Origin of the sequence: Candidatus Brachybacter algidus, from assembly GCF_016707225.1 — a bacterium.
Taxonomy (GTDB): domain Bacteria; phylum Bacteroidota; class Bacteroidia; order Chitinophagales; family Saprospiraceae; genus Parvibacillus; species Parvibacillus algidus.
This window is the reverse complement of record NZ_JADJID010000010.1, coordinates 48422-62683: the sequence shown is the minus strand read 5'-3', so window position 1 is coordinate 62683 and position 14262 is coordinate 48422. Positions and strand designations below refer to the sequence as shown.

Annotated in this window: 9 protein-coding genes; 6 read left to right on the top strand and 3 right to left on the bottom strand. The window is 35.2% G+C overall.

Annotation, left to right across the window (positions count from 1 at the left end; translation table 11 throughout):
• The first annotated feature begins 32 nt into the window (after positions 1 to 32).
• The 6 genes from IPI15_RS18885 to IPI15_RS18860 all read left to right on the top strand — a co-directional run bounded on the left by IPI15_RS18885 (position 33) and on the right by IPI15_RS18860 (position 8953).
• Entirely contained in the window at positions 33 to 1034 is a 1002-nt protein-coding gene (locus tag IPI15_RS18885; protein WP_287421757.1) for a hypothetical protein, read from the top strand.
• Between the two features lie 20 nt (positions 1035 to 1054).
• Positions 1055 to 2266, top strand: coding sequence for a zinc dependent phospholipase C family protein (locus IPI15_RS18880; protein ID WP_353845336.1), 1212 nt, complete (start codon positions 1055 to 1057; stop codon positions 2264 to 2266).
• A gap of 190 nt (positions 2267 to 2456) precedes the next feature.
• Positions 2457 to 3857 (top strand): OmpA family protein, encoded by a 1401-nt coding sequence (locus IPI15_RS18875; RefSeq protein WP_287401376.1) that lies wholly within the window; start codon positions 2457 to 2459, stop codon positions 3855 to 3857.
• A 349-nt stretch (positions 3858 to 4206) separates the two neighbouring features.
• Positions 4207 to 7005, top strand: a complete 2799-nt coding sequence (locus IPI15_RS18870; protein ID WP_287421755.1) for a TonB-dependent receptor — start codon at positions 4207 to 4209, stop codon at positions 7003 to 7005.
• A gap of 43 nt (positions 7006 to 7048) precedes the next feature.
• Positions 7049 to 8554 carry a T9SS type A sorting domain-containing protein gene (locus tag IPI15_RS18865; RefSeq protein WP_287401374.1) on the top strand — a complete coding sequence of 502 codons (1506 nt, stop codon included), beginning with the start codon at positions 7049 to 7051 and terminating at the stop codon, positions 8552 to 8554.
• Positions 8555 to 8632: 78 nt separating this feature from the next.
• Positions 8633 to 8953, top strand: coding sequence for a DUF4870 domain-containing protein (locus IPI15_RS18860; RefSeq protein WP_287421754.1), 321 nt, complete (start codon positions 8633 to 8635; stop codon positions 8951 to 8953).
• A gap of 217 nt (positions 8954 to 9170) precedes the next feature.
• Here IPI15_RS18860 and IPI15_RS18855 read toward each other — a convergent pair whose 3' ends face one another.
• From IPI15_RS18855 to IPI15_RS18845, 3 genes are read right to left on the bottom strand one after another with little or no spacing between them, the layout of a single operon-like run.
• Positions 9171 to 9623 carry a GyrI-like domain-containing protein gene (locus IPI15_RS18855; protein ID WP_287401373.1) on the bottom strand — a complete coding sequence of 151 codons (453 nt, stop codon included), beginning with the start codon at positions 9621 to 9623 and terminating at the stop codon, positions 9171 to 9173.
• A 7-nt stretch (positions 9624 to 9630) separates the two neighbouring features.
• The gene (locus IPI15_RS18850) at positions 9631 to 9918 is read right to left on the bottom strand and encodes a T9SS type B sorting domain-containing protein (protein WP_287421753.1); all 288 of its coding nucleotides are present in this window, start codon (positions 9916 to 9918) and stop codon (positions 9631 to 9633) included.
• A gap of 8 nt (positions 9919 to 9926) precedes the next feature.
• Positions 9927 to 14066, bottom strand: coding sequence for an L-type lectin-domain containing protein (locus IPI15_RS18845; RefSeq protein ID WP_287421752.1), 4140 nt, complete (start codon positions 14064 to 14066; stop codon positions 9927 to 9929).
• Between the last annotated feature and the right edge of the window lie 196 nt (positions 14067 to 14262).

Sequence of the window (14262 nt, the reverse complement as noted above, 5' to 3'; positions counted from 1 at the left end):
TTTATTATTCTAAGCTCAATAACAGATACTCTATGTCTAAAAACTATAAATATTTATTTTTATTTTTATTATTACTAACTGGACTCGCTTTTTTTATTTATAAAAAGAATAATGTCAAAAGTTCTATGACTGATAGCAGCAGGGACTTTGGAATTGAAAATACAGACAAAATCGGTAAGATATTTGTGACTGACCGTTCTCATCTTGGATATACTTTGGAAAAAAGAAATGGTGTGTGGTTTGCTGACAGCATTCATCCTGCTGATATAGAATTCGTCAACATATTACTCACCACTATTCGGAAGATGTCTGTGACAAACCTTGTCCCTAAGACTGCTATCCCAAATATTATGAAGGATGTGGCTACGATAGGCAAGAAAGTAGAAATATATGACCTGGATGGAAAAAAACTTAAATCATTTTATATTGGTGCGACGAATCAACGGGTAAACGGTGTATTCATGGTTTTGGAAGGTTATAATATCCCTTATGAGATGGGCATCACTGGGTTCAATGGAAATATTGGTGGCCGATTCTGGCCATTAAACCTTATCGATGTTCGAAGTAAACAACTCTTTAAATATCAGGTAGGACAAATCAAATCTATAGAAATAACTTACCCACGTGACAAAGATGAGTCGTTTACATTGAACATTGAAGGCAATAGCAAATACAAAGTATTCCCGATTAGCACAACTAGGAAAGTAATAAATAGAGAAGTAAGCAAGGGTCTTACCGAAAGGTTCTTGTCCAATTTTGAAGATATACGTGCAGCTTATGTAATTAGAGATAATATGCTGGGAGCTGATACGCTTGTGTCCACAGTACCATTTGCATCTTATAAAATATTGGATAAGGATAATATAACAAAGACCGTAGATTTTTACCCGGTATTGAATGGTGAAAATAGGATTGGCTTAGGCTATGAGCCTGAGACATTTTATGCTGTAGTAAACAATAAGAATTATTATACAGCACAAAACTCCGTATTGAAGAAAATATTCTGGGGATATTCGTACTTTTACGAGAAGTGAAATACAATATCAAATATCTAATATTATTCCTGATAATACTTTCTTTTGCCGGATTCAAAGTTTCTGGTGAAGATGATTGGGGTTTCTTTGGGCATAGAAGAATAAACAGACTTGCTGTTTTTACTTTACCTGAAGAGATGATGCCGCTCTTTAAAAGTAGCCTGGATTTTCTAACTGAACATGCTGTTGATCCGGATAAGCGCAGGTATGCTTTCCGGCTGGAAGCTCCGCGTCATTACCTTGACATGGATGCATACAAAGACAAATGTCTTCCGCACAACTTCGCTGAAGCGTTTAGCGCATATTCACATTTGGAATTTATCAACAACAAGAATGATACCATTAGGATCAACGTCACTGATACCTCTTGGTGCAATGTTAGTAAATCGGCTGTGATGACAGATGGGAGATCCAGTTGGGAAGTAAGCAAAAGAGATGTAAGATATATCTATAATTTCTTTGTCTTACCCTCCTACTATGATGACAATTATAATATACCTATCGATTCTTTATCAAGACTTTATACGCAACTAAAGGGTAAAATGCGCTCTGTAAGGTTAGTAGATCATTTTACAGAACATGGTATAGTGCCCTATGTGATCGAGCAACAATATAACAAGCTTGTGAAAGCTTTCATTGCCAAAGATAAAGACAGAATCATCAATATATCAGCGGATTTGGGTCATTATGTTGCTGATGCTAATGTTCCACTTCATGCGTGTAGTAACTACAATGGCCAAAAGTCAGACCAATATGGTATCCACGCATTTTGGGAAAGTAGAATACCTGAATTATTTGCTGATGAACAATATGATTACTTTGTCGGGAAAGCAAAATATATAAAAAATATCAATGAATTTGCCTGGCAGACGATTCGTGAAAGTGGAAGACTGGCAGATACTGTGCTTTTGATTGAGGCTGAACTAAGAAAAATATATCCGAAGGATCAACAGATGTGTTTTGATCAAAGGTCAGGACAAGCGGTATGGTTGCAATGTAGAGATTTTGCTGCTGCCTATTCGGATAAAATGCAGGGAATGGTAGAAAATCGTATGCGCAATGCAATACTAGGTGTAGGTTCTATCTGGTATACAGCATGGGTTGAATCCGGAAAACCCGATTTGAATTTCCTTAAAGACCAACCTGTTTTTTGGATACAGGATTCAAGCGTTTTAAAATATGATGAATATATTAAATCAGGTAAGAAAGGGCAGGGCAGGGATCATGAATGAATAAATTATATTATTTAATTTTATCATATTCAACCATCTGAAATTCGATTTTATATGATATTTAATTGTAAAAATATATATTATAATAATATTTCATATTTTTGTACAAAATCTTGCAAGTATTACTAGATAAGGTTCATTTTAACTCATAACTTTGCAAGTATTACAGACTTTGAAAATAAACGAAACAATGAATAATAAGATCATTTTATTTTTCTGCATATTCAGCATATCTTTTAATGTATACGGGCAAAACCCAACTGATAAAAACGCATTGACATTCAGGGCATTATGGGCTGATTACTATAATCCAAATGGAGGTGACTTGTCTGATTATAAGAGTTACAGATATGGATTGAGTGCTGCCTATACTAGAAATATAAATAAATTTCTAAACATATCTATTCCAGTCAGATTCCTAAACGCAAAACTGATCGATCAATCTCAAAATACATTAGTTGCAGGAGGTGATATACAGTTACAGGGACAATTAATTAGTGGGAAAGGACAGATTATACCCTATGTTCTAGCCGGAGTAGGTACACATTATATCAAGAAAGACGGAGCTGATGTTCAAATTCCAGTTGGACTTGGGTTCGATATTAGGATATTTGAAAGAGGGTACTTAAACATTGCAACTGAATACCGTTTCAGTCTGACAGAAGATAGAAATAATTTTATTCATGGTTTAGGATTTAAATACCATATGGGTAAAGGCTCTACTATGGCAGATATGGATGGAGATGGCATTACTGATTCACTCGACCTTTGCCCAACTATCAAAGGGTTAAAATCTTTTAATGGCTGTCCCGATACTGATGGAGATGGTGTACCGGATAACTTGGATGAATGTCCAACTGTTGCAGGTCTTGCCTTGAGTAATGGATGCCCTGATACTGATAATGATGGCGTGGCTGATCAAGTCGATAAATGCCCGAATGAACCTGGATTAAAGGAAAATAATGGGTGTCCTAGCCTGGATCGTGACAGTGATGGAGTTCCGGACGCTACAGATTTATGTCCGGATGTACCTGGTAATAAGTCTGCAAAAGGTTGTCCGGATGGAGATGAGGATGGAGTAGCAGATGATAAAGATGAATGCCCGGACGTGGTAGGACTTATTCAATTCAACGGTTGTCCTGATACTGACGGTGATGGTGTTGAAGACAGGTACGACAAATGTCCAACAGTGAAAGGTAGTAAGTCAAATAAAGGTTGTCCTGAAATAGCAAAAAAAGATAGAGAAAAACTTGAATTTGCAATGAAAGCGGTTCAATTTGAACTTGGTAAAACAATTTTGTTAGCTTCTAGTTCTCCCATATTAAATGATATAGCAGATATCATGAAAAGATATCCAGATTATGTACTTACGATTAGTGGTCACACTGATCCTACCGGAAAGGCAGAAACAAATCGTAAACTAAGTACTAATAGAGCCAGAGCTTGTTATAACTATTTAGTTTCCAAGGGAATAAGCACTGGAAGGATGGAGTATATAGGTTATGGTCCTGACAAGCCAAGGTATGATAATGCTACTGAAAATGGACGACAATTAAATAGAAGAGTTGAGTTTAGTCTTGACTTGAAGTAACAAATTTAAATTTAAGAATTATAAGCCGGAGCATACTTTTGCTTCGGCTTTTTTTATATTCATTACTGTAGAAAAAATATATTCATTATAATTTTTCAAATATTTTAAATATTAGGCAATTTTTGATATTTTCAAAACAATATATCAAAATACTTAAAAATTTAAATAGACCTTCTGTTTATTCAAATTATACCGCAATTTTTCTTTAAAATAAATCTATTAATCTAGAATATATTCTTACCTTGTTGAACCAAGTACACTTATTAAAGTGGATTTTGGTCTAAAGCACATTTAAGATTAATTAACCCTTTTCGTATCATTTATGGGTAAAGACATACAAAACATTCAATTGAATAAGTTTTTCTTATTGACCTTATTTTTGATCACATTCATGTGCGCAAATGGCCAATCAAGATTCGCAGGACGATTGGTTGACAAAGCTTCTAAACAAGCCCTCATAGGTGCAACTATCATTGATATAAGTGATCCATTGAACAATACGATCAGTGATGAAAGCGGAATCTTTTACATCAATAATGCTAAATTCCCTTTGCAATTAAGAATTAGCTACATTGGATATGCTGAATTAGTGTACGATATAGCAGCTAATCCTGGTATTCCACAAGTAATCAACCTCGAAGAATCCGGACAATTGTTAGAAGGTATTGTAATCAAAGGCCAACGTGTATCAGATAAGCAAAAAGCTGATCCTAGATCAGTTGAATCTATGGATTTGGCAGCAATAAAAGAAACTCCTTCGATTAGCTTTTACAGCGGATTAGGGAATTTGAAAGGTGTAGATCTTACTACTGCTAGTTTAGGTTTTACTATTATAAATACCCGGGGCTTTAATAGTACTAGCCCAGTCCGATCTCTTCAACTAATTGATGGAGTGGACAATCAGGCTCCCGGGCTGAATTTTTCATTGGGTAATTTCTTAGGAGTATCTGAACTGGATATTCTCAAGGTAGATCTAATAGCCGGTGCAAACTCTACACTCTATGGTCCAAATGCATTTAATGGTGTGATCAATATGGAGACAAAAAGTCCTTTTTATCATAAAGGGCTATCTGCTTCAATCAAAGTTGGAGAACGCAATCTTGGGGAATTTGCATTTCGTTATGCCGATGTCATCAAAAATAAATCAGGGAAAGATTTCTTTGGTTATAAAATAAACTTCTTTCATCTGCGAGCTAATGATTGGGAAGCTGATAATTATGATGCTGTCTTTGAGTCAAGAGACAAATCGACCAACCCTGGTGGCTATGATGCGGTGAATATTTATGGTGATGAAGATGATAATAGATTCAAAAATAGTAATCTAAATGGCTATAAAGGTCTTACCACTTGGTCGAGAAAGGGATATAAGGAAGTCGATCTTGTTGATTATAATACAAGAAACACCAAAGCCAATATTGCCTTACATTTTAAGACATCTCCAAAAAAGGATATTGAATCTCCAGAATTGATTTTATCATCAAGTTTTGGCTCAGGTACCACTGTTTACCAAGGGGACAATAGATTTAGCTTGAAAGATATCCTCTTTTTTCAAAATAAACTAGAGTTCAGAAAGAAAGATAAATTTTTTATACGAGCATATGCTACACATGAGGATGCGGGCAATTCTTATGATCCATACTTTACCGCGTTACAGCTGCAAGAAAGTAATAAAACTAGTGAAAAGTTCTACTCCAATTTTATAAAGTATTGGCAGACAAATTTGAATAAAAGAATTACAGAAACCGGCTACCCTAAATTAGTTGCAATGCCAGATGGATCTTACCAATTCGAAGCAGGCAAGTTGGAGCAATGGTTTGGCACTCATCAGGATTCTCTCAATTCTTGGTATTCAGAGGCAAAAAATTATGCAGATGGTCTGGTCATTTTACCTGACGAAAATGGATTTTATGAGCCTGGGACAGAAAGATTCAATAAAAAATTCAATGAGATTACTAGTGCAACTTCAAACAGTAAAGGTGAAAAATTAGGGAGTAGATTTTTTGATAAATCAGCATTATATCACGTTCAGGGCGAATATAAGTTTAATGATAATTTTGCATATTACACTGTCGGTGGAAATGGTAGATACTATACACCAAATAGCAATGGAACAATATTTTATGATACTGCTGGAATAAAAATCACTACTTACGAATATGGTGTTTACGGAGGTCTAGAGAAAAAACTTTTTAAAGATAAATTTACATTTAATGCAGCTGTAAGAGCTGACAAAAACAAAAATTTTGATTTACTCATCTCACCTGCAGCAAGCGTAGTGTGGAATCCATCTCCTAATAATTATTTCCGCTTCTCATTTTCTTCGGCGATTAGAAACCCTACCTTGACTGATCAATACCTGAATCTGAATGTAGGTCCTGCTACCTTAGTTGGGAATCTCTATGGGGCAGATAGTGTTATTACAGTTGAATCCTTTATTGATCACCTTACAGATCTAAGTAACAAGGTAGAATATTTTAACATTGATCCTATTAAACCAGAAAAAGTTAAGTCATTTGAACTTGGCGCCAGAACAACTTTATTTGAAAAAATATATGTTGATGCCGGCTATTTCTATAGTATCTATAATGACTTCATCGGATATAATATTGGTATTAAGTCTGAATTTGATCCTGTGACTAGCCTTCCAAATTTTGTCAATGTATATAGATATGCTGCCAATTCAACCAATACTGTTACTACACAAGGTTTCAATATTGGGTTGAACTATTATTTTGCAACTTATTATATGGTTGCTGCGAATTATTCGTGGAACAAATTAAATAAGACATTTGCTGAAGATCCAATTATTCCAGCTTTCAATACTCCTGAACATAAATACAATGTTTCAATTTCAGCTAGAAATCTTGAGATTAATCTTGGAAGAAAATCTTTAAAAAATATAGGCTTTAATGTAACTTATAAATGGCTACAAGGGTTCATATTTGAAGGTTCACCTCAATTCACAGGTTTTATTAATAGTTATGCGCTCATGGATGGGCAAATTTCACTTGGATTGGATAAAATTAATTCTGTCGTTAAAATAGGTGCTTCAAACTTACTTAATAATAAAGTCTACCAAACATACGGTGGCCCGAGAGTAGGGAGAATGGCATATATTAGTGTAGTATATAATTTTGTAAAAAAATAATTATTTGTATTTTAAAATGTAATTTTATAAAAAAATGAATTCTATGATGAAGAAAAGTTTACTAACTTTATTTTTGGCTTTTATGATAATATGTAGCTCTTATAGCCAAAAAAGATACCTGGAACCGGTTTTTTCAGGTGTCACTAAAAACACATTAATCTATGGATATAACTTCCATATATTATTTGTTCCTGTAACTGGACACTCAACTTTACAGCCGTTAGTTGCAGATGTTTATACTCCTAATGGAGATACCGAAACAAAGAGACCTTTAGTAATATATTTCCACTCAGGAGATTTTTTACCTCACCCACAAAATCAAAGTATTAGCGGTAAGAGATCTGATTCAACAGTTGTTGAAATGAGTAGAAGACTTTCTAAAATGGGATATGTAGTAGCCTCAGCTGACCATCGTCTTGGATGGAATCCTGTTGCTCCTGAGCAGGATGCAAGGGTTAATACCTTGATCAATGCTGCATATAGAGGCGTACAGGACGCTAATTCTGCGATCAGATTCTTTAAGTTAAATGCTGAAACCTTTGGCATTGATACTAACAAGATTATCCTTTGGGGACAAGGAACAGGTGGTTACATTACTTTGAATACTGGTGCTTTAGATAAATATAGTGAGATAGTTACGACTACTTCACCTGAATCTAAATTTATTGGTACAAATGGTTTTCCAATGGTAATAGAGCAGTTCAATGGAAATATTTCAGGTACTACTTTAGGTAAAAATCCACAAAATGGTGATACACTTAATTTACCTGGTAATATTGGTCCATCTAATAAATTCCAACTTATTGTAAATATGGGTGGAGCTATGGGTGATATATCCTGGATGGATGAAAATACGCCACCGGTCATTTCGTTCCAAACTACTAATGATCCATTTGCTCCATATAAAGATGATGTATTAATAGTGCCTGGTCCAAACTTACCTGTAGTTCAGGTTCAAGGTGCTTATGTAATCCAACAAAAGGCAAAGGAACTAGGTTTAAATGCAGCTTTTGCTGATCATGAATTTATAGATCCACTTTCTGTTTATATATCTTCTATAAATGAAGGTAATGAAGGATTATTCCCAATGTACAAGGCAAATAGGTTTGATTCTTCTCCTTGGGATTATTGGGATAGAGCTACCAATGCAAATGATACTACTGGTATAAAAACCAATCCGGATATGTCATATTCTAAAGCATCTTTGTACATGGATTCTATCATTAATTATGTAGCTCCAAGAGCTTGTTTAGTATTGGATCTAGGATGTGATCTGACTGGAATCTTATCAAGCAAAACTATTACAGCGGACAATGCAGGCCTTATAGCTATGCCAAATCCTGCCAAAGATTTTGTTACCATACTTTCAGATAACAGAACCATAAAAGGTATTGTAATTTATGATGCTGCTGGTAGAACAATTAAAGCAATTCCTAATGTCAATTCAAATAAATATGAATTACAAAGGAACAACTTGCCGGCTGGTGTCTACTATGCTCAGGTGCGTTTCGAAAAAGAAAATGCAACTGTTAAGTTGATGTTCAATTAAATATAAATTAGGAGATGTTACTAATGTAAGTAGCATTTCCTTTTTTTAATATCCTTTTTAACCCTAAAATTTATTTAAATGACAAATAAAACTGCCTCCATTGTATCTTACATGACTATAATTGGCTGGATAATAGCATACGTAACCTATAGTAACCAAGTCGAGAAAAGTTCATTACTGAAGTTTCACTTAAAACAATCTTTAGGATTGTTTCTAGTGTATATGGCTTACTATGTTCTTATCTCTTTTATTCCAGGATTATGGAGAATCGGCTCTCTTTTGGGTTTGGTTGTATTTGTATTTTGGATAATTGGGGTCGTAAATGCTGCAAATGAGGCTGAGAAGCCATTACCTTTGGTTGGTGAAATTTTCGAAAAAAACTTGACATTTATTAGCTAACCAAATTGATGTATTAAATATAAGAGGAATGGATTGTTAAGATTCATTCCTTTTTTTATGGGTAAGGAGTAATGGGTGATCGGGTGATTTGGTGATTGGGAAATCGTTTGATCGTGAAATCGGATGATGAGCTTCTATGTACAATCTCCAGCATCAAGCATATAGAATCTATCATTTATAATCTGACTTCTGTCCCACTGTCCCACTGACCGCTGACCTATTTCACCGATATTAAGATCTCAACGACTGAGTCATCTCCATTTTGAGACCTTTCATCATAAACTTCATAATCAGCGTTGTAAGCCCTATTTAGATCACTATTCCATATTTCAATCCACTTGCTGTAAACTGATCCGGTCTGAGGATCACCATGGGCAACATATTTCTTGAATCTTCCTCCAGGCAAAATGATTCCTTTCAATCCTTCAGGTACTTCATCCAATGAAGAAACTTTGCAACCTAAAATAGTGGTATAAGGATTAAGGTGATCACTTTCATACTCTGCATAAACACAATATATTTTATCATCAATTTTATTTGGTATAGTATTAATTAAGCCCTCAGACATAAATTTGTTCCAAAGCCTAGGTATATCAATTATCGACTTGCCATCTTGATTGGTAGTTCTCACATATGCACCGATTATGTAGAAACTTTCTAAAAACTCCATATTTAATTTATTGTATAATGGTAATTCCCCCTTTAAAAGTTAAGGACTCTCCATATATGTCATGGCATTTGACATAGTAAACATATACACCAGGATTGGATAATTTGCCGTTAAAATAACCGTTCCAACCTGTTGCTTCATCATTAGGTAAAAAATCTACTTTAGAAAATACTTCTGCCCCCCATCTGTTATAAATTTTAAATTCATCGATGAGTGGGATAGTATTAATTTCAGTAAATACCGTTACATTATCATTGATTCCATTGTGATCACCAGGGCTGAAGACATTTGGCACGAAAAGGTTTATATCTTTTTAAAAACCCTTATTTCTATATCTTCTGTAGCGGGACAACCACTTTTGTCCTTAACCGACAATGTTAAATTTGAATTATATGTGGGCATAATAGTAGGGTAGAGGCAAGGATTACAATCGAGGTAATCTGCCCCTATCCATGCATCGTAAGTCATACCAATGGTATCAAATAAGAATTCAGGAATTATTTGATAAGGATGTCCGAATTCGATTGCTACTGATTCCGGAAGATTAAATGAGATGGCACCATCAGATGCAATAGTCCCTGCATAGTTGAACATACAGCCATTCTGATCTTCTCCCTCTATGTTATAATCTCCTGCTTTAAGTTGATCAAATAGAAGATTGTTATCACTTATACTGACTCCATTAATCTTAAATATGTATGGTCCCGATCCATTTTGAATAGATTCAAAGTAAATTGAACCATTTTCTCCAAAACAATTAGCATCGGTTATATGAGGTGAAACAAATTCTGGCTCCGTAATATTTTTAGACACATTGACTGTATCTGATGCGGTGCATTGATTTGCCAAGTTAATTACGGTGAGTACATAAATACCGCTTTGGTCTATTACAGGGTCTAAACTTGAAGCACCGCTAATAATATTACCACCACTGACCCCTGTCCAATTTACACCATAATTTGACACATTGTCAACTGAACCATGAAGCACCAACTGAGATATCTTACAATTAAGTATTCCCTCACTTCCAGCATCTACGATTGGATAATCACTAGATACCTCAACTTTCTGAGAATAAGTTGAACTACAGCCATTGTTTGTGTCCTTCACTAATAAATCATACGTACCCGCTGATCCGGCTTGAACACTGATTTGATTAGTTGGAGAAAGTATGGTACCATTCATAGTTGACCAGGAGTATTGATATGAATTGTCGTTATTGTCAAAAATAACAGAAACGTTCAGTTTACCGCAAGTGATATCATCAGGTACAAGTATAGTACCTGAAGGCTTTAAAATATCCTCATCTACATTAACCTGAATTACCGAAAGGCAATTATTTTGAGGATTTACTACTTGAAGTTGATAAATACCACCTGCATCTACGACAAGAGCCGAATCCTGTATTATTTTAACAATAGAACCATTCAACGTACTCCAGGAAATAATAGGATTGTTACCTGCATTTTGCCAGTTTGGAATAATTGTTTGGGTGATACTATCACAAGTAATTATAAACATATCCGAAACATTTAGAATTGGTTTGTCATTACTCTGAAAAACTTCAAGAGTGTCGCTGGCCTTGCAACCATTGATCAGATTAGTAACTTCGAATATGTAGTGACCAGGAGAGAGTACTTCTACACTTAAATTGTTAGTATTTCCATTAATGCTTCCATCATATGTTGACCATGAAAAATTGATAAAAGCAATGTCATCAGTTGATATGTAACTGCCTGTCACTATCGCCGAAAGTGCTGCACAGTCAAGTGTCTTATCAGGTCCGGCATCTGAAATTGGTTGATCAGGTGATCCATTTACATCAAAAACATGGTTTGTTTTACATCCATTTATAGGGTTAGTAACTGTCAATGAATAACTTCCCACACTTTTAGCTACGATGAAAGAATCATTTGCCTGTCCTGAAAATGTTCCATTAACTGTTTCCCATAAGTATATAGTTGAAGGTTGATAATTCATTAGTGAAGCCAAAAGCTTTATTGAGTCTAATGAACAGGTGATCATATCGGGCGTAGTAATTACAAGGTCCGGTAAATTTATATCCTTTAATACCGTGACTGTATCTATTGTAACGCAATGGCTCAAAGTATCCTCAACTTTTAAAATGTAAAAACCCGGATCAGATACTGCAATACTTAACTGCTCTGGATTACTGATTATATTTCCAGGACTATACCAAAGTGATATATAATCAGTAATTGGAGTTATCACAGATCCTTGCAAATTAATGATAGAATTAATGCAGTTTATAGTATCATTTAGCCCTGAATCAATAATTGGCTTAGTGACATTCTTTGATACTGTAATAGAATAATCTTTCGTGCAACCAGCACCGTCAGAAAGCGTAAATGTGTAAAGTCCAGGTTGATTGACCTTGATAGAATCTTTGGAAGGATCCGATAAAATATTACCATTCATCGTTGACCACATAGAACTCAGACCTCCTCCATTTGTCACAATTGGTGAAAGATCAATCGTTGTTTCTTGGCAATTTAGGTCAGAAGATTTTTGCAAAACAGCAGATGCATTAAAGGCAGTTTTTATTACCTTGATCGTACTGGTATCTTTACATCCGGTAAGAAAATTTTCTACAATCAGCGAATAGTCGCCTTCTTGATCAATTAGTAATATATTATCAAAATTATTGCCTATATAATTTCCATTTAAAGTAGTCCAAGTAAAAAGTAAGGGACCCGGATTAGATGCTGAGCCATCAAGTATAGCCTGTGTATTGGTGCAATCCAATGGTCCTTGTTGGACAATTATAGAAGTCGGAGGTTGTGAATTGTCATCAACCGAGATAGGAGCTGATGTGTAAGAGCAGGTGATTATATTATCAAGTGCATAAATTAACACCTGATACTGTCCCGGTTGATCAACGATGATCTGGTCAGTTCCTTGGCCTGACACAATGTTTCCTCCACTTGTAGTCCAGTAATATTCAAAATTGCCCATGAATGGATTGCTGGAATTATCTGTCAATGTAGCTTGTAAAGTAGTGGAATTGTTGATACAATCTAAATCGTTTGATTTGGAAATTATGATGTCAAAATCTATAATACTTAAATTAAGGTTTGCTATAGTATCACAAGGAATTCCAGGTAGAGTAACCGTGTACTGCCCTGCGGCAGTATATGAAGTGCCATTTAGGACATAGGATTCATCAGAACATATTATTTTATCTATTAATTTGATCTGCACAGGTATGATTTCAATATTGATTGTTCTAATGGAGTTACATCCATTGGATGCAGTAAACTCTTCCATAAACTCTCCTTCAGTAACATATGTGTTACCATTTGGTGAAGTATAACTTTCACCATCACATAAGAGCAAATCAACTGTTTCATTTATTGCCGAAGTATTGTCAATAGCAGTTTCAAAGCAAAATGATTGTTGATTGTTAGCGCCACCTGTAGATGCTGTCCAACCCCAAAATATTTCATTTTGACCCATAAACACATTATTTACTGCATCGTAACCAACTAGCTGAAGCACTTGTGCGCCATCCAAAAATATAGATAAAGTCTGCGTAATAGGATCCCATATAATTCTGGCAGGATGACTTTGCCCATCTTCAATATTACCCAAACCTACCGGACCGGCAATAGATGAAGTAAAGTCTCCATTAATATGTATTGAAGTATGATCTTCTGGGATATCATCATATCCCACCATTCCATTATCCCATGTATCGAATTCTATGATAATTGAATTAGGAATTCCACTGGCTCCGATACCTCCACCTGTTCCACCACAATTTTGATTAGTAGAAAAAACCAGACAGATTCCATCTGCCCCGGCATCATTATCTCCAAAATATAAATCAAACTCTAATTCAAAAGCTTCCTCGAAATCAAGAGGCGCATTATACCAAGAGCATCCTCTTTGAGTATTTGATGCTGCAGTAAGCTGAACACAATTGGGCGCCGTATTGAAAGCATTGAATTGGTTTGAAAAATTGGATTGATTAAGATTTAATATCCGCATTTTAAATTGTCCACCTCCGGCTACTTCATTCCAAACCCTGATATAGTAAGTAGCGCCAACAGCAAGGTCATTAAGTGATACACCCGGGTTGGGATTGTCACCGCAGTGTTGGTCATCATAACATCCTTCCAAAGCCACCGCACCGCAATTCCCTGAATATATTGCCATCGCAGGGTCATTGGCTGTGATCCCTTTTATTTCAATAGTCACACTACCACCTGCAGGTGCTATAAATGAAAACCACATATCTGGATCATTGTATGTCCCGCATGGTGGAGATTGAACGCCGCTGGCAGTTTGCCCGGTAAGATTATAGGTATTAAATAGCACCCCATTATTTGGAACGGCAATAGCTGTACAAGGATTATTAGCAAAAATATAGAGTGGATAGAAACAAAATTGAAATAAAAACAATCTAAAAAAAGTAATCATCTGTTGTGTGTGTGGCAATGCAATAAATGAAAATATATGTTGGCGAACTATGTCAAAGATAAGGCTAATATTTTAAATTTATAGAAAGTCAATATTATATAAATACCGATCTAAATTTATCTCAAAATTATATTCGTTAACTCTCTTTAAATTAAAGGCATAAAAAAACCCGACTAAAGAGCCGGGTTTTTAATCT

Coding starts and splice junctions, on each gene's coding strand:
- IPI15_RS18885 (WP_287421757.1), top strand. CDS start 33: ATGTCTAAAAACTATAAATATTTATTTTTATTTTTATTATTACTAACT.
- IPI15_RS18875 (WP_287401376.1), top strand. CDS start 2,457: ATGAATAATAAGATCATTTTATTTTTCTGCATATTCAGCATATCTTTT.
- IPI15_RS18865 (WP_287401374.1), top strand. CDS start 7,049: ATGATGAAGAAAAGTTTACTAACTTTATTTTTGGCTTTTATGATAATA.
- IPI15_RS18860 (WP_287421754.1), top strand. CDS start 8,633: ATGACAAATAAAACTGCCTCCATTGTATCTTACATGACTATAATTGGC.
- IPI15_RS18855 (WP_287401373.1), bottom strand. CDS start 9,623: ATGGAGTTTTTAGAAAGTTTCTACATAATCGGTGCATATGTGAGAACT.
- IPI15_RS18845 (WP_287421752.1), bottom strand. CDS start 14,066: ATGATTACTTTTTTTAGATTGTTTTTATTTCAATTTTGTTTCTATCCA.